The organism is Paraburkholderia sp. MM5496-R1, assembly GCF_050436205.1.
Lineage (GTDB): Bacteria > Pseudomonadota > Gammaproteobacteria > Burkholderiales > Burkholderiaceae > Paraburkholderia > Paraburkholderia tuberum.
Genome location: NZ_JBNDLT010000001.1, coordinates 873,468 through 890,464 on the forward strand (window position 1 = coordinate 873,468; position 16,997 = coordinate 890,464).

At 64.4% G+C, this 16,997-nt stretch carries 14 protein-coding genes; 7 read left to right on the top strand and 7 right to left on the bottom strand.

All coding sequences use genetic code 11. The features are described from left to right. Window positions 1–163: 163 nt before the first annotated feature. Window positions 164–1,660 (bottom strand): alkaline phosphatase family protein, encoded by a 1,497-nt coding sequence (locus tag OKW38_RS04415; protein ID WP_429360165.1) that lies wholly within the window; start codon window positions 1,658–1,660, stop codon window positions 164–166. Window positions 1,661–1,936: 276 nt separating this feature from the next. Continuing rightward, a complete protein-coding gene (locus OKW38_RS04420; RefSeq protein WP_429332648.1) occupies window positions 1,937–3,853 on the bottom strand; it encodes a potassium transporter Kup in 1,917 nt (638 codons plus the stop codon). 403 nt (window positions 3,854–4,256) lie between these two features. Between OKW38_RS04420 and OKW38_RS04425 the strand changes: the two genes are divergently transcribed. The 5 genes from OKW38_RS04425 to OKW38_RS04445 all read left to right on the top strand — a co-directional run bounded on the left by OKW38_RS04425 (window position 4,257) and on the right by OKW38_RS04445 (window position 9,578). Next, window positions 4,257–4,952, top strand: coding sequence for a TetR/AcrR family transcriptional regulator (locus tag OKW38_RS04425; protein WP_429360167.1), 696 nt, complete (start codon window positions 4,257–4,259; stop codon window positions 4,950–4,952). After that, complete coding sequence (locus tag OKW38_RS04430; RefSeq protein WP_429360169.1) at window positions 4,949–5,914, top strand: HlyD family secretion protein; 966 nt, start codon at window positions 4,949–4,951, stop codon at window positions 5,912–5,914. The genes OKW38_RS04425 and OKW38_RS04430 overlap by 4 nt, the downstream gene beginning before the upstream one ends. Next, window positions 5,911–6,891 carry an ABC transporter ATP-binding protein gene (locus OKW38_RS04435; protein WP_429360170.1) on the top strand — a complete coding sequence of 327 codons (981 nt, stop codon included), beginning with the start codon at window positions 5,911–5,913 and terminating at the stop codon, window positions 6,889–6,891. Before OKW38_RS04430 ends, OKW38_RS04435 begins: the two co-directional genes overlap by 4 nt. 32 nt (window positions 6,892–6,923) lie before the next feature. Continuing rightward, window positions 6,924–8,039 carry an ABC transporter permease gene (locus tag OKW38_RS04440; RefSeq protein ID WP_429360171.1) on the top strand — a complete coding sequence of 372 codons (1,116 nt, stop codon included), beginning with the start codon at window positions 6,924–6,926 and terminating at the stop codon, window positions 8,037–8,039. An 81-nt stretch (window positions 8,040–8,120) separates the two neighbouring features. Then, window positions 8,121–9,578 (top strand): efflux transporter outer membrane subunit, encoded by a 1,458-nt coding sequence (locus tag OKW38_RS04445; RefSeq protein WP_429360172.1) that lies wholly within the window; start codon window positions 8,121–8,123, stop codon window positions 9,576–9,578. Between the two features lie 13 nt (window positions 9,579–9,591). Here OKW38_RS04445 and OKW38_RS04450 read toward each other — a convergent pair whose 3' ends face one another. Genes OKW38_RS04450 through benA form a run of 5 tightly spaced genes read right to left on the bottom strand, consistent with a single transcriptional unit; the run spans window position 9,592 to window position 14,526 of the window. Then, window positions 9,592–10,809, bottom strand: coding sequence for a benzoate/H(+) symporter BenE family transporter (locus OKW38_RS04450; RefSeq protein ID WP_429360174.1), 1,218 nt, complete (start codon window positions 10,807–10,809; stop codon window positions 9,592–9,594). 25 nt (window positions 10,810–10,834) lie between these two features. Beyond that, the gene (locus OKW38_RS04455) at window positions 10,835–11,626 is read right to left on the bottom strand and encodes a 1,6-dihydroxycyclohexa-2,4-diene-1-carboxylate dehydrogenase (protein ID WP_429360176.1); all 792 of its coding nucleotides are present in this window, start codon (window positions 11,624–11,626) and stop codon (window positions 10,835–10,837) included. Next, on the bottom strand, window positions 11,623–12,645 hold the full coding sequence (gene benC, locus OKW38_RS04460; protein WP_429360178.1) for a benzoate 1,2-dioxygenase electron transfer component BenC: 1,023 nt from the start codon (window positions 12,643–12,645) through the stop codon (window positions 11,623–11,625). Before benC ends, OKW38_RS04455 begins: the two co-directional genes overlap by 4 nt. Window positions 12,646–12,670: 25 nt before the next feature. Then, window positions 12,671–13,162 carry a benzoate 1,2-dioxygenase small subunit gene (benB, locus tag OKW38_RS04465; RefSeq protein WP_184061809.1) on the bottom strand — a complete coding sequence of 164 codons (492 nt, stop codon included), beginning with the start codon at window positions 13,160–13,162 and terminating at the stop codon, window positions 12,671–12,673. Beyond that, window positions 13,159–14,526, bottom strand: a complete 1,368-nt coding sequence (benA, locus tag OKW38_RS04470) for a benzoate 1,2-dioxygenase large subunit (RefSeq protein ID WP_187626927.1) — start codon at window positions 14,524–14,526, stop codon at window positions 13,159–13,161. Before benA ends, benB begins: the two co-directional genes overlap by 4 nt. 467 nt (window positions 14,527–14,993) lie before the next feature. Here benA and OKW38_RS04475 point away from each other — a divergent pair, with 467 nt between their 5' ends. Both OKW38_RS04475 and OKW38_RS04480 read left to right on the top strand, forming a co-directional pair. Further along, on the top strand, window positions 14,994–15,911 hold the full coding sequence (locus OKW38_RS04475) for a LysR family transcriptional regulator (RefSeq protein WP_090810809.1): 918 nt from the start codon (window positions 14,994–14,996) through the stop codon (window positions 15,909–15,911). Window positions 15,912–16,197: 286 nt separating this feature from the next. Then, window positions 16,198–16,971, top strand: coding sequence for an ABC transporter substrate-binding protein (locus tag OKW38_RS04480; protein ID WP_184069458.1), 774 nt, complete (start codon window positions 16,198–16,200; stop codon window positions 16,969–16,971). The last annotated feature ends 26 nt before the right edge of the window (window positions 16,972–16,997 follow it).

The following is a 16,997-nucleotide window of genomic DNA, read 5'->3' on the forward strand; positions in this document are numbered from 1 at the left end:
CTTCGCAAAACGATGTCGCGCGCAAGCGTTTCTCACCAAACTGCGCTCAAGGCATGAGCCTTCATCAGGCCGTGCATCGCGCCGTGCGCGCTGCCATTCAGAATCCAGCGCGGCCCGGTCCGGCGCCGGCTTGCGGCCCGCTCATTTTAAGCGGAAACCCAGCTTAGCCTCCGGTCCGGAATCCTAGTGACGCCGCCTTCGCGCGCAGATCCGCGAAGCGGTCCGCCGTCGGGTTGATCGCCAGCTTTTGCGACTGATCGATCGCCGCTATGGAGCTTGACGGCGAAGGTGCCGCCGCCCCCAGACAGATCCCGCCGAACGGCCCTTGGGCGACCGTGAACGCGGGAGCGTCGGTGCGCGGCGCGTCGTCGAGATCGAGCGCGTAGGCGAGATTGAACGTCGCCGGATCGCTGCCGCGCACGCCAAGCGGCTGTAAGCCGAAGCGCCATTGCAGCAGCGCGTGAATCGAGCTGGGGTCGAACGGATAGCGCGTGATCGAGTTCGCGCGCACGCGCGGGCCAAGCAGCGCGAGCGGCACGCGAAAGCCGAGCTTGCCGTCGTTGCCGAGTGTGAGCTCGCTGTTGCTGATCGGCCTGGTGGGCGGCACCACGTGCTCGAGAAAGCCGCCCCATTCGTCGTAGACGACGATCATCAGCGTGCGGCTCCACGTCGGGCTCGTGCGCAGCGCCTCGTAGACCTGCGCGAGAAACGCCTCGCCGTCGCGGATGTCGGCATGCGGATGATCGTCGGCGGAAACGCCTTCCAGCTCGCCCGCGAAGGACGGATCGACCATGCAGAACGGCGGCAGCGTCCCGGCTGCGGCATTCACGAGGAAATCCGCAAACGGGCGCGAAATGCCCAGATAACGCGTGCCATAAAGCGCCGTGAACGGCACGTCATGGTAGTAGTAGTGACAGTCGATATTGCCGTCGCTCAGCTTGTCCCAGATCGTGGCGAGCGACGAAGTGTCGGTGCTGTCGTCGAGCCGATCCGTTGCGCCGCTATGCAGATAGACGCGATTGGGAAAGGTGCTGGTCAGAATGCCGCTGAAGTAGAAGTCGCCGATCGTATAACTGCTCGCCACGGCGTTGAAAAATTGAAGATCGGCTGACGTGTAGTAACCGATAGGCAGCAGGTCGCCCGAGTTCAGGCTCGTGCCCGGTGTGAGCAGCCAGCCATTCATCGCACCCGATGCCAGTTGCGTGCGCGCCCCCGAGAAGCTGTGATTAGGGTCCTGGTAGGCGCACGCCTGATAGCCGTACGCGGCATTCGCCGCGAGGGAAAACGGCGTTTGCGTCGCGCCGAACGCGTCTTTGAACTGCTGGTTCGCGGGCATGCCCTCGGCCCCCGGCACCCAGCCGAGGAAATGGTCGAAGGAACGATTTTCCATCGTGACCAGCACGATGAAGTCGATGCCCGAACTGGCCGGCGCGGGCAACGCCGGGCGCGGCAGGCTGTAGCGGTCGGCGGCGTTGGGCGATGGAATGTCGGTAATCGAGGACGCAGGTTCGCCGGCGCTCCCGCCGCCCGGTTGGCCGTCTCCGCCCAATCCACCGCCGCCTCCGCAACCCGATAGCGCAACGCTGCCGGCCACCGCGGCCACGCCCGCAAGAAAGCGGCGGCGGTCGTGTCCGTGATTCTGGTGAGTCTCGTCGCCCATGACACGTCTCCTGGTTGGATGCGGCGCGGGCATCCGACCATGCCAGCCTGCCGCGAAGCAAAACGCGCGCGCCGATTCGAGCGGCGGGTTGGTCGTGGGCAGCAAGTTTCGAACCCGAGGTATCCGAGGGCCGTTGCGAAGCGGCGCTCGACGGTAGCATGGGACAAGGGCGATTCGCCTCCGCCTCGCGTGCTGACTACGCAGGCGCGGCGGTTACGGGGCCGAGGAGTATCGAAGCAGGCCGGCCGCTGCTCCATGCTTGCTGAACGGCGCGCTCTAGATCTCCACGCGCGCGCCGACTTCGATCACGCGATTGGCCGGTAGTTTGAAGAACGCCGCGATATTGCCCACGTTGTGCAGCATCACCGCGAAAAGCCGCTCGCGCCATAGCGCCATGCCATGGCCGCGTTTGGGCACCACGGCCGCGCGGCTCAGGAACCACGATGTGTCGTCCAGGTTGAAGGCCAGTTCCGGCGATTTGTAGGCGGCCAGCGTGCGCGGCAAGTCCACTTCGTCCTTGAATCCGTACTTCACCGTTGCGTGCCAGCAACCCGTGCACAGCGGCCTGATCTGCACGCGCTCCGTTTCGGCCACCCACGGCACGTTCTTCGTTATCACGCTCAGGAAAACCGTGCGCTCATGCAGCACACGGTTGTGCCGCAGGTTGTTGACGAGCGCGTGCGGCACCGCTTCGGCGTCCGGCGTCAGGAAGATCGCCGTGCCGCCCACGCGCGTCGGCGAACTTTCGAGCAGCGCAGCGAGGTACGGCTTGAGCGGCGTCTTTCCCGCCCGCACGCGCGCTTCGGCCAGCATCATTTCCCAGCCGCGTCCCCACGTCGCCATGACCGTGAACACGATCGCGCCGATCACGAGCGGGAACCAGCCGCCATCGACAATCTTGAGCAGATTCGCCGAGAAGAACAACGCGTCGATCACGAAGAAGAACGCGGTGGACAGCAGGCACAGCAGCCAGTTGTAGCGCCACGCGTAACGCACGACGAAGAACGTCAGGAACGTGGTGATGAGCATCGTGCCGGTCACGGCGATGCCATACGCGGACCCGAGCGCCGTGGACGAGCGGAAGCCCAACACCGCCGCAACCACGGCGATCAACAGGATCCAGTTGATGCCGGGCACGTAGATTTGCCCGATCTCGCGCTCCGACGTATGCACGACGTTCATGCGCGGCAGGAAGGAAAGCTGCATGGCCTGCATCGTCATCGAATAGGTACCCGAAATAACGGCCTGCGAGGCGATCACGGTGGCGATCGTCGCCAGCACGATCATCGGCACGATGGCCCACTGCGGGAACAAGCGGTAGAACGGGTTTTGCACCGCGCCGGGATTCGCCAGCAGCAGCGCGCCCTGGCCCAGATAGTTGAGCGCGAGCGCGGGAAAAACGACGCCGAACCAGGTAAGGCGGATGGGTCGCTTGCCGAAATGGCCCATGTCGGCGTAGAGCGCCTCGGCGCCCGTCAGCGAGAGCACCACCGCGCCGAGCGCGACGAACGCGAGCCAGCGGTGATGCATGACGAAGCCGAGCCCTTCCAGCGGATTGAGCGCATACAGCACGACCGGCGCGGACATGATGTTCGCGACGCCCGCCACGCCGATCACGACGAACCAGAGCACCATCACGGGCCCGAACACGGCGCCGATGCCGCCCGTGCCGTGCTTTTGCGTGACGAACAGGATGATGAGCGCGGCGAGCGTCACTGGAATCACATAGGTCTTGAGCCCGGGCTCGACGACTTCGAGCCCTTCCACGGCGCTCAGCACGGAAATGGCCGGCGTGATCACGCTATCGCCGAAGAACAGCGCCGCGCCCATCACGCCCACCACGAGGAGGCCGCGACGCAAACGCGGCCGCGACGCGATCGACGACGCCGCGAGCGCGAGCAGCGCCATGATGCCGCCTTCGCCATGATTATTCGCCCGCAGGATCAAGACGACGTACTTGAGCGAAACGACGATCATCAGCGACCAGAAGATCAGCGAGACGATGCCGACGATATTGAAAGCATTGAGCGTGAGACCGTTGCTGGGATCGAACACGGTGGCGAGCGTATAGAGCGGGCTCGTGCCGATGTCGCCATAGACCACGCCGAGCGCGGCCAGCGCGAGCGCTGGCAGAGCCGGCGACGCTTCGCCGTGGCCTTCCTTCGCCGGCGCGGCGGATGCGGAATGTGCCATGTCTGCCTCCTCATACGAATCGCCGTGAGCCGTGAGGGCCGCGCCGCGGGTTCGCTTCGATTCTTTCGTTTCGTTGATGTGAATTCGTTTGGGTCGTACGGGCTGGATCGTGCCGGGTGTGCGCTAGAGAAAGTATAGAAATTTCCGGCGAAAGTGCGCTTCGCGCGGGGATGCCGGCTGCCGTCCATTGTCAGCTTAACGTCGGGCGGAACGGCGAAAGCGAAGCTACCCAGGCAGTGATGTCGCGCGTTTCCTGACGCGGATCAACGAGAGAACAAAGGCCGCCCGCCGCCAGGGGTTTCCCCTCCTTCGCCATACCGGAAAATAACCTAGTATCAATGAGTTAAAACTAACTAACTCATCAATTAGTCTGGTGTCCATGCCGCAAGCCGCCCGTTCCCGAATGGGTCGCCGTCCTCATCCGCAGGACTTCGACGCACGCGAACATCTGCTCGATGTCGCGGTGGCGCTGTTCGCCGAGCGCGGTATCGCCAACACGACGCTTGCGCAGATCGCGGCGGCGAGCGGCGTGACGTCCGCGATGGTGCACTACTGGTTCCAGACGCGCGAAAAGCTGCTCGACGCGTTGTTCGAGGAAAGGCTCGTCGCCGCGTTCGGCGCGATCTGGGACCCGGTCGATCCCGAACACGACGAACCGCTCGCGCTGACGCAAGGCATCGTCAAGCGCATGTTCGATGTCACCGAAACCATGCCGTGGCTGCCTTCGCTCTGGCTGCGCGAGATCGTCAACGAAGGCGGTTTGCTGCGCGAGCGCGCGTTTGCGCGCATCCCCGTGCAAAAGCTCGCCGCGTTCGGTCAGAACATCGCGCGCGGCCGCGCGTCGGGTCAGTTGAACGCCCAGCTCGAACCGTTGCTGCTGTTCAACTCGGTGCTCGCTCTGGTGATGCTGCCGCAGGCAACCGCGAGGATCTGGCAGCGCCTGAATCCGCGTACCTCGTTCGATCGCGCGACGCTCGAACGCCATGTCGTCGCGCTGCTCGCGCAGGGCATGAGCGCAACCACGGCGGTCGAGACCAACGCCAAGGCCGCAACCGGGGCGACGTCCACCGCACGCCGCGCGAAGGGCAAGCCGTCATGATCGGGTTCGCCAGCTCATCCCGACGTGCCGCGTTGCTCGCGCTGTGCATCGCGTGCGCAAGCTGTTCGCGACCACCGGCGAACACGTGGCAAGGCTATGTGGAAGGCGAGTTCCTGTACCTCGCGTCTTCGCAGGCGGGACAGTTGACCGAGCTCGCGGTCTCGCGCGGGCAGACCGTCGCGCAGAACACGCCGCTCTTCGCGCTCGAAGCGCAGAACGAAACCGACGCCGTCGCGCAGGCGGGCGAGCAACTGCGCTCGGCCCGCGCCCAGCTTGCCGACCTTGGAACCGGCAAGCGTCCGCCGGAAGTCGATGTGACGCGCGCGCAACTCGTGCAGGCCGAAGCCGATGCGACGCGCGCCGCGACGCAGTTCCGCCGCGACCAACAGCAATTCGGCGCGGGCGGCATCGCGCAAAGCCAGCTCGACGACTCGCGCGCGAGCGCGTTGTCGAGCGCCGCGCACGTGCGTGAGTTGCAAAGCCAGCTGGCCGTCGCGCGTCTGCCTGGGCGGATCGAACAGATCCGCGCGCAGCAGGCGCAGGTCGACGCGGCGCAGGCCCAGCTCGGCCAGGCCCAATGGAAGCTCGATCAGAAAAGCGTGCACGCGCCGCACGCCGGCCTCGTGTTCGACACGATGTATCGCAGCGGCGAATGGGTGCCGGCCGGCAGCCCCGTCGTGCGCATGCTGCCGCCGGAGAACGTCAAGGTGCGCTTTTTCGTGCCCCAGGGAGTGGTCGGTTCGCTCGCGCCGGGCCGTCGCGTATCGATTCATTGCGACGGTTGCGCGGCCGATGTGCCGGCCGTGCTCAGCTTCATTTCGGACCAGGCGGAGTACACGCCGCCGGTGATCTTCAGCAACGAAAGCCGCGCGAAGCTCGTGTTCATGGTCGAAGCCCGACCCCAGACCGCCGATGCGCCGAAGCTGCGGCCCGGCCAGCCCGTCACGGTCACGCTGCAATGAGTGCGCTCGCGCCCCCCGGCAATGCCAGCGACCCCGTGTACGCGATCGACGTGCAGGGGCTGAACAAGCATTTCGGCACCAAGCACGTGGTCAACGATGTCACGTTGCGCGTGCAGCGCGGTGAGATTTTCGGCTTTCTCGGCCCCAACGGCAGCGGCAAGACCACCTGCATCCGCATGATGTGCGGACTGCTGACGCCCGACTCCGGCAGCGGCACGTGTCTCGGCTACGACATCGTGCGGGACAGCGCGCAGATCAAGCGGCGCACCGGTTATATGACGCAGCGCTTCTCCTATTGGGAAGATCTGACGATCCGCGAAAACCTCGACTTCGTTGCGCGCATCTACGAGATGAAGAACCGCCGCGAGGCGGTCGATCGCGCGCTCGAACAGCTTGGCCTTCAAAGCCGTGCGAAGCAGTTGGCCGGCGCACTGTCGGGCGGATGGAAGCAGCGTCTCGCGCTGGCCGCGTGCATGCTCCATGAGCCGGAACTGCTGCTGCTCGACGAACCGACCGCAGGTGTTGACCCGAGCGCGCGCCGCGACTTCTGGGAAGAGTTGCATCGCCTCGCGGCGCGCGGCATCTCGGTGCTCGTCAGCACGCACTATATGGACGAAGCGGAACGCTGCCACAAGCTCGCCTATATCGCCTACGGCAAGCTGCTCGCGCAGGGCACCTCGAAACAGGTCATCGATTCGCAAGGGCTCGTGACGTGGGCCGTGTACGGCCAGAATCTCGTCGAGCTCGGCGACCGGCTACGCCGCTCGCCCGGCGTCGAGCAGACGGTGGCGTTCGGTTCGTCGCTGCACGTGAGCGGTCCCGACACGCCCGAGCTCCACGCCACGATCGACCGGCTGGCTCATTCGGACCCAGCGTTGCGGATCGAACCACAGGAAACCGGCCTCGAGGACGTGTTCATCTTCATGATGAACCGCTCGACCGACAATTACGCCACCCCTTCGGGCAAAGCACCGTGAATTCCGCGCGCCGACTTCCACGCTTTTCGCTGATGCGTTGGTGGAGCGTCGTGCGCAAGGAGTTTTTGCAACTGAAGCGCGACCGCATCACGTTTGCGATGATGATCGTGCTGCCGATCATGCAGATGGCGCTGTTCGGCTTCGCGATCAATACCGACCCCAAGCATCTGCCGACCGCCGTCATCGCCGCCGATCACAGCGAGTTCACGCGCAGTTTCCTGATGGCGATGCGCAACTCCGATTACTTCGACATCGTATCGACGCTGCCCGACGAAGAATCCGGTCGTCGCGCGCTCGCGCAGGGCAAGGTGCTGTTCGTGCTGAATATCCCCGTCGGTTTCACGCGCGATCTGGCCAAGGGCGCGCGGCCATCGCTGCTCGTCGAAGCCGACGCGACGGACCCCACCGCGGTGGGCACCGCGCTCGGCGCGCTGCCGTCGATCGCGCAGTCGGTGTTGCAGAAGGACCTCACGGGTCCGCTGTCGATGCTCGCGGTCGGCCCGGCCGCTTTCGACGTTCAATTGCACCGGCTCTACAACCCCGAAAGCCTGACCCAGTACAACGTGGTGCCCGGCCTGATGGGGGTGATCCTGACGATGACGATGGTGATGATGACGGGCCTCGCGATCACCCGTGAACGCGAGCGCGGCACGATGGAAAATCTGCTCGCCACGCCGGTACTGCCGCTCGAAGTGATGACCGGCAAGATCGTGCCTTACGTGGCGATCGGCCTGGTGCAGGTCAGCATCATTCTCGCGGCGGCGCGCTTCGTGTTCAACGTGCCGTTCGAAGGCAGTCTGATCGCGCTGTATCTGTCCGCTCTATTGTTCGTTGCGGCCAATCTGACGATCGGCATTACGCTGTCGTCGCTCGCGCAGAACCAGTTGCAGGCCATGCAACTGACGATGTTCTATTTTCTGCCCAACATCCTGCTGTCGGGTTTCATGTTTCCGTTCGCGGGCATGCCGAAGTGGGCGCAGTACATCGGCAACCTGTTGCCGCTCACCTACTTCAACCGGCTGGTGCGCGGCATTCTGCTCAAGGGCGTCGGTTGGGCCGACATGTGGCCGCACGTATGGCCGCTGCTGATCTTTCTGTTCGTCGTCATGGGTATCGCCGTGAAGTTCTATCGGCGCACGCTCGATTGAGGAAGGCCTGCAATGTGTTCCGCTCCTGGCTTTCGTGACGCGGTTTTTCATCGCGCGGCTTGTTGGTCCCAGCGTTGCGCCATGCGCCGGCTGGCCGGCTTCTGCGCAAGCGCGGCATTGTGCGCGTGCAGCGTCGGCCCGGATTTCCATCGACCCGACGTGACCAGCGTGTCGAGCTATACCGCCGCGCCGCTTGCGGCGAGCACCGTCGCAGCCGATGGTCCCGGCGGCGCCGCGCAACACTTCGTGCCGACCGAGGTGCCCGGCGACGGCTGGTGGCGCGCTTTCGGCTCGCCGGCGCTGGACGCGCTCGTGCAACAGGCGCTCGACGATAGCCCGACCCTCGCGCAAGCCCGCGCGAAACTCGACGAAGCGCAGCAGGACTATCGCGCGCAGGCGGGCGGCACGCTATGGCCGCAAGTCGATGCGAACCTGTCGACCACGCGAGAGAAAATCGATCCCGAGGCGCTCGGCTTCGGTCAGCTGACGCAGGGCCGCGCGTTTGCGCCGTTCACGCTGTACAGCGCACAGGTCACGGTGTCGTACACGCTCGATCTGTTCGGCGCGAATCGCCGCGCGCTCGAAGCGGTGGCCGCGCAGGTCGACTATCAGCAATACGAACTCGAAGCCGCGCGTTTGACGGTCGCGGGCAACGTCGTGACGGCGGCGATCCGGCGCGCGTCGCTCGCGCGGCAGATCGCCCTCACCGAAGCGCTGCTCGCCAACCAGATGCAGCAACTCGATATCGCCGAACGCCGCTATGGCGCGGGCGGCATCTCCGAGGTCGATCTGCTGAGCCAGCGCACGCTCGTGCAGCAAACCCGCGCGACGTTACCGCCATTGCGCACGCAGCTTGCGCAGACCGATCATCAACTCGCGATCTATCTGGGACGCGCGCCGGCGGAATTGGCCACCACCCACGACCTCGCCGCGCTCGACCTCGACACGCTAGTGCTGCCGGCCGATCTGCCGCTGACCTTGCCGTCGACGCTCGCGCGGCAGCGGCCCGACATTCGCGCGTCCGAGGCGCTGCTGCATCAGGCGAGCGCGAACATCGGCGTCGCGACCGCGAACCTGTATCCGCGCATCACGCTGTCGGGCAGCGCGGCGACCGAACGCGTCAACGTGTCCGATCTGCTGACGGGCTTCAACGTGTGGAATTTCGGTGCGGGTCTCACGCAGCCGCTGTTCCACGGTGGTGAACTGCTGGCGCGCAAGCGTTCGTCGGAGGCGGCCTGGCAAGCGGCGCTCGCCGTCTACAAGCAAACCGTGCTGCAGGGACTGCAACAGGTCGCCGACGCGCTGCGCGCGCTCGATCAGGACGCGATTGCATTGCAGGCACTCGACGCCGCGCAGCGCAGCGCACAACACAGCGCAGGGATCGCCAGCCAGCGGTATGCGGCGGGCGGCATCAGTCAATTGACACTGCTCGATACGCAGCGCCAGGAATTGCAGACCGGACTCGATCGCACCAAAGCCGCCGCGCAGCGTTATGCCGATACCGCCGCGCTCTATCAGGCGCTCGGGGCGCGGCCTTGAGTCGATCGGTTGGTCATCGGTTTGCAGGCGTCTCGCGCCGCACCTTGTTCAGCACGAGGTACGCGAACGAGCCGATCACGATGCCCCAGAACGCGGAGCCGAGCCCGAGGAACGTCATACCGGATGCGGTCGCGAGAAACGTGATGACGGAGGCCTCGCGATGGTCTTCGTCCTCGATCGCGCCCATCACGTTCGACGTGATCGCACCGATCAACGCGAGGCCCGCCAGAATCGCGACGAACTCCTTCGGCAGCATCGTGAACAGCGCGACGATCGCGCCGGCGAACGTGCCGCCGATCAGATAGAACACGCCGTTCGCCATGCCCGCGATATAGCGCTTGTCCGGGTCGTCGTGCGCATCCTTGCCCGTGCACAACGCCGCCGTGATCGCGGCGATCACGATCGTGATGCCACCGAAAAACGCCACGCCGATCGACGCGATGCTCGTCGCGGTGATGATCGGCCGGGCCGGCGTGTGATAGCCGGACACGCGCAGAATCGAGATCCCCGGCAGAAACTGCCCGGTCAGACTGACGACCACGAGCGGCAAGGCAAGACTCAGCGTCGAACTCAGCGTCCATTCGGGTTCGATGAAGATCGGCCGCGTGACTTGCAGCGGCAGCGCGCCCAGGTGCGCGGCGCCGAGCGCGATGGCGAGCACCGTGCCCGTCAACAGCACCAGCACGATGCAATAGCGCGGCAGCAGGCGCCTGAACACGATGTACGCGCCGATCATGCCGAACGCCAATGCGGGCATCGACGCCGCCGCCTTGAACGCATGCGTGCCGAACTGCAGCAGAATGCCGGCCATCATCCCGCAGGCGATGCCCTTCGGAATGCTGCGCACCATGCGGTCGAAATAGCCCGAGATACCGATCAGCAGAATGATCACGGCGGCGCTCAGATACGCGCCCACCGCCTGATGCAGCGTCAACGCGGGAAACAGTCCGACCAGCAGCGCGGTGCCGGGCGCCGACCACGCGGTCACGACCGGCACTTTCAGCTTCCAGCTCCCGAAGATGCCGGAGACGGCCGCGCCGATCGAGATGCCCCATACCCACGACGCGACCATCTCGTTGGGCATGTGGGCGGCTTGCGCCGCCTGGAAGAAGATCACGAGCGGGCCCGCGTACGAAATCAGCACGGCCAGAAAGCCGGCCACGACGGCGGACAGGGACCAGTCGGCCGCAACGGCGCGCGTGGTCGGCGCCTGGCTAGGGGTTGGATTCATCGTCGATGTGGGTCAGGGCTGCCCGCTAGCCCTGATCGCCGCCGCCGACCGGCAGCACGGTGCCGGTGATATACGACGCGTCATCGGAAGCGAGGAACAGGATCGCGCCGACCTGTTCGTCGATCGTGCCGTAGCGATGCATCAGGCTCGACGCGATCGTTTGATCGACGATGCCCTGATACCACGTCGCTTCCTGCTCGCTTTGCGGTGCCGTATTGCGCGGCACGCGGCGCGGCGGCGCTTCGGTGCCGCCGGTGGCGACCGCGTTGATGCGGATGCCGTGTTCGGCATGCTCGAACGCGAGGCTCGCGGTCAGCGCGTTGACGCCGCCCTTCGACGCCGCATACGGCACGCGATAGATACTGCGCGTCGCAATCGACGAAACATTGACGATCGCGCCGCTCGCGCGCTTCAGCATCGCGGGCAACACCGCGTGGCAGCACCATAGCGTCGGGAACAGCGAACGCCGCACCTCGGCCTCGATCTGCTCTGCTTCATATTCCTCGTACGGCTTCGCCCAGATCGTGCCGCCGACGTTGTTGACGAGCGCATCGATGCGGCCGAACGCCTCGATCGCGAAGGCCGTCATCGCGGCCGCGCCCGCATAGGTTTCGAGGTCGGCGATGAACGCGCGCGCATCGCCGCCTGTGCGTGCGATCTCTTCGGCCACCTCGTGCACGATCGGCGAACGGTCGATCAGCACCAAAGCCGCGCCCTCGCGCGCCGCGCGCAACGCGACGCCACGGCCGATGCCCTGGCCCGCGCCGGTCACGACGAGCACCTTGCCCTTGAAGCGATCGGTAAAGGTCGAAGTCATGCCACGTTGCTCGCCGAGAATTTTTCGTAGTAGAAGTTCGCGGGCTCGACGCTGCTGTCGCGCAGCCAGCCCTGCACCGCTTCGACCATCGCGACCGGGCCGCACAGGTAGACGTCGACGTCGCCGTCGTTCAGCCATTCGCTATCCACATGCGCGCTCACGTAGCCCTTGCGCTCGTGGCTGCTCGCGGAATCGACGACACAGGTGCGATAGCTGAAATTCGGCAGCGAGCGCTGCGCCTCTTCGATCTGTTCGAGCGCGATCAGATCGATGTCGTTGGTCACGCCGTACACGAGGCGCACCGGCTGCAGGTTGCCGCTCGCCTTCAGCACGTCGAGCATCGACAGAAACGGTGCGATGCCGGTGCCGCCCGCGAGGAACAGCACCGGACGCTGCGGATCGCGCAGGTAGAAGCTGCCATACGGACCCGTGAAGCCGATCTGCTGACCAGGCTGCGCATCGTTGCTCAGAAAGCCGCTCATCTTGCCGTCCGGCACGTTGCGCACGACGAACGCCGCGCGCGTCGCGCCCGGCGCCGAGCTGAACGAGTACGACCGGCTCTCGCCGCTCGCGCCCGGAATCTCGACGTTCACGTATTGACCCGCGAGAAAGCTCGGCGCGCTCGCGCCATCGATATCGATCGAGAAATGGATCGTCGAATCCGACAGCCGTTCGACCGCCGCGAGCGTGCCTTCGAAACGCGACACCCCGGTCTTGCACGCCGCCGACGACGCCTGCACGCGAATCACCAGATCCGAGCGCGGCCGCGTCTGGCACGCGAGGATATAGCCCTGGCTCGCTTCCTCGGAGGTCAACGCATCTTCGACGTAGCTCGACTCGGGCATGTCGTAGGCACCCGATTCGCACAGCCCCCGACAGGTGCCGCACGCGCCTTCACGGCAATCGAGCGGAATGTTGATCTTCTGCCGGTAAGCGGCATCCGACAGCGTTTCGTTCTCACGGCAACTGATGAAGCGCGTGACGCCGTCTTCGAACTGAAGTGCAATAGTGTGTTCCATGACCTGTCTCCTGCAACCGCACCGGCTAGATGTGGTAGATGTCGATGACCTGATTGATGTAGTCGTTCTTCAGCACGACGTACTTGCTCAGGATTTGCGGCTGCGCGCCGTTGAAGTCGATCACGTAGCGCGACATGCCGAAGTAGCTGTAGTTCGTCCTGTAGCGATGGCTCAGCGTGTGCCAGTTGAAGCGCACCGTGTACACGCCGTTGTCCGCGCTCTCCACTTCGACGTTGGCCACGTTGTGGCTCGTGCGCGTGTCGGGCATCGTCGCGCTCGAACGCTCGGTCTTGATGCGGAACACGCGGTCTTCGAGGCCCTGGCGGTTCGGGTAGTAGATTAGCGAGATCTCGCGCTGCGGATCGGTGACGAGCTTGTCCTCGTCATCCCACGACGGCATCCAGAACGACGCGTCCGGGTGATAGCAGGCGAGCCACTCGTCCCATTGCTCGTCGTCGAGCAGGCGGCTTTCGCGAAACAGGAAAGCCTGAATATCGGTGATGGCGATGTTGCTCATGCACGGCTCCCCGGCGCATTCAGTGCCTTTTTCATCGTGTCGATCCAGTAGCGGTGCTGCACCGTGTAGAGGCCCTCGTCCTCGGTCTTCACACCGCTCATCACCGGGTTGAGGCCGATCTTTTGCGCGGCTTCGTCCGCGCCGTCGATCCAGTGCTTCGAACCGCGGCACATGTCGTTCCATTCGACCGCGCGGCCCGCATAGCCCAACTGGCAGGCGCGGAATTCCTCGAGGTCGTCGGGGGTGGCCATGCCGCTGACGTTGAAAAAGTCCTCGTATTGACGGATGCGGCGCGAGCGCGCTTCGTCGGACTCGCCCTTCGGCGCGATGCAGTAGATCGTCACCTCGGTCTTGTTGACCGACAGCGGCCGCAGCACGCGAATCTGCGAGCCGAACTGGTCCATCAGATACACGTTCGGGTAGAGGCACAGGTTGCGCGAGTTCTGGATCATCCAGTCCGCGCGCTCGGCGCCGCAGCGCGCGGCGAATTCCTCGCGGCGGCTGAAATTCGGACGGTCTTCGGGATTCGCCCAGCGCGTCCACAGCAGCATGTGACCGTGCTCGAACGCGTAGAAGCCGCCGCCCTGACGGCCCCAGCTGCCGGCATCCATCGCGCGGATCTTGTCTTCGCGCGCGTTCTCTTCCTTGCGATGATTGGTCGTTGCCGCATAGTTCCAGTGCACGGCCGACACGTGATAACCGTCCGCGCCGTTTTCGGCGGTCAGCTTCCAGTTGCCTTCGTACGTATAGGTCGACGAGCCGCGCAGCACTTCGAGACCGTCTTCCGACTGGTCGACGATCATGTCGATGATGCGCGCGGCTTCGCCGAGGAACGTTTCGAGCGGCGGCACGTCATCGCTCAAGCTGCCGAACAGGAAGCCGCGATAGTTGCCGAAGCGCGCGAGCTTCTTCAGGTCGTGCGAGCCTTCCTTGTTGAAGCAGTCGGGATAGCCGGCATCCGCGGGGTCCTTGACCTTCAGCAGCTTGCCGCTGTTGTTGAAGGTCCAGCCGTGGAACGGGCACGTATAGGTCGCCTTGTTGCCACGCTTGTGGCGGCACAGCATCGCGCCGCGATGCGTGCACGAGTTGATGAACGCGTTCAGCTCGCCCTGACGATTGCGTGCGATCACGACCGGCTGACGGCCCATGTAGGTCGTGAAGTAATCGTTGTTGTTCGGAATCTGGCTTTCGTGGGCCAGGTAAATCCAGTTGCCCTCGAAAATGTGCTGCATTTCGAGCTCGAACAGACGCTCGTCGGTGAACGCGCTGCGATGCAGGCGGTAATCGCCGCGCTCGCTGTCTTCGACGAGAAAGTCGTCGATGTTCTTCAGTTGTGGAGTGTGATCCGGGTAGATCGGAATCATGCCTGTCTCCTGGTTCGGACTGTTGGTATGCGTGCGACGCACGCGTATAGGGAGCGGCCTGCCTGCCGGGAGGCCGGTGGCCGGTGGGTCTTTCACGTGGGGGAGCGGAGGCGGTGCGCCTCCGTATGGCGTCAGGCCGTGGCGCGCAAGCGCTCGACCTTCGGCACGGGAGGCGGGACCTGGTGCCTGAGGGAATCGGTGGAATCGGTGGACAACCCTTGCATCGGGGTTGCGATATCAGCATGTCTCATTGCTGCTCCTGAACTCTTTCTAGGTCTTGGATCCCATGCGCGAGGATTTGCCTGCGCCGTCTCCAGGGGCCGACCGACGCTTCAGACCGGGCCGAGTTATCGATGCTCGGGAGGTATAATTTTGTGGGGCGTCTACGGTAACTGAAGGATAGTTCCACGCCATTTGCATCGTCCAACACTGATTTGGTATCGCGACGATACTTAAAAGGTATTTCTATGGAACTGCGCCATCTGCGCTACTTCGTGGCCGTCGCCGAGGAATGCAATGTCACCAAGGCCGCCAAACGTCTGCATATTGCGCAGCCGCCGCTGAGCCGGCAGATCCAGCAGCTCGAAGACATCCTCGGCGTGCAGTTGTTCGAGCGCAACTCGCGGCCGCTGAAGCTGACCGAGGCTGGCCGCTTCTTCTATTCGCACGCCGTGCAACTGCTCGCGCAAACGACGGAAATCGAGGCGATGACGCGGCGCGTCGGCAAGATCGAGCGCAGTTTGTCGGTGGGCTTCGTCGGCTCGACGCTGTACGGCATGCTGCCGAAAATCATCCGGCGCTTTCGTACCGAGAACAGCACCGTCGAGCTGAGCCTGCACGAGATGTCGACGATGGATCAGATCAAGGCGCTCAAGGAAGGCCGCATCGACGTCGGCTTCGGCCGCATCCGTCACGAAGACCCGAGCATCCGGCGCGTCGTGCTGCGCGAAGAACGGATGATCGTCGCGCTGCCGCTCGGCCATCCGCTGATCGCCGCGAAGCCGGTGCTGTCGCTGCACGACCTGACCGGCGAAACGCTGATCATTTTCCCGAAGGCGCCACGGCCCAGTTACGCGGACCAGGTGCTCGCCGCGTTTCACGATCGCGGTCTGAAGCCGCAGCGGCTCTACGAGACGCGCGAATTGCAGATCGCGCTCGGCCTCGTCGGCGCGGGCGAAGGCATCTCGATCGTGCCGGCGAGCGTGTACGGCTTGCAGCGCGGCGACGTCGCCTACAAGGACCTCGACGATCAGAACCTCGTGTCGCCGATCATCATGAGCATGCGCATGCTCGACGAATCCGCCGACATCAAGCGCATGCTCGAACTGATCTACGCGCTGTACGACGAAGAGCACATGACCTATCTGCCGCCTTCGCATTCGTAGAGCGGATTGTGCGGTTCGCGGCCCGACGCCTACGCCGGCTTCGCCGCAACGAAGTTGTATGGACAAGATATCCGCCACGGTATAGACCGCGGGTATACGCGAAAATTCCGGCTGCGCCCGCAGCCCTTCAATTAGCCTTCCGAGCTTGTCCACAAAGGATTTCACGCCTACTCCCTGTCTCCTTCCCGGGTGCCCGTAAGCACTAACCCTGATTGCCGCTCATCGCTCGTACAGGATAATTGTCTATACAACATCGCACCTCGCAGCATTCCCTCCCGGAGACTTTATGAAGAAACTCGCCTTGTCCCTCGCCCTCGCGCTCGCTGCCACCGGCGCCTTCGCCAAAGATTGGTCCACGGTTCGCTTCGGCGTGGATGCGAGCTACGCGCCGTTCGAATCGAAAGCGACCGATGGCAAGCTAGTCGGCTTCGACGTCGACCTCGGCACCGAAATCTGCCGCCGTTTGAACGCGAAGTGCGTGTGGGTCGAGCAGGACTTCGACAGCATGATTCCGGCACTGAAGGCAAAGAAGTTCGACGGCGTGCTGTCGTCGATGTCGATGACGCCGCAACGCGCCGAACAGATCGCCTTCTCGTCGAAGCTGTTCAACACGCCGACACGTCTCGTCGCGAAGCAGGGTTCGGGCATCCTGCCGACCGCCGACTCGCTGAAGGGCAAGACGGTGGGCGTCGAACAGGGCACCATCCAGGAAACCTACGCGAAGACCTATTGGGAGGCGAAGGGCGTGAAGGTCGTGCCGTATCAGAACCAGGACGCGGTCTATACCGACCTGCAGTCGGGCCGTCTGGACGCAGCGCTGCAGGACGCCGTGCAGGCTGACCAGGGTTTCCTGAAGACGCCGCGCGGCGCGGGCTTCGACTTCGTCGGCAAGACCATCGACGATCCGAAGATCCTCGGCAACGGCGCGGGCATCGGCATGCGCAAGGAAGACGCCGATCTGAAGACGAAGGTCGACAAGGCGATCGCCGACATGATCAAGGACGGCACCTACAAGAAGATCGAGCAGAAGTACTTCAACTTCGACGTGTACGGCAGTTGAGTCCACCCCCACAAGCCCGCTCCACC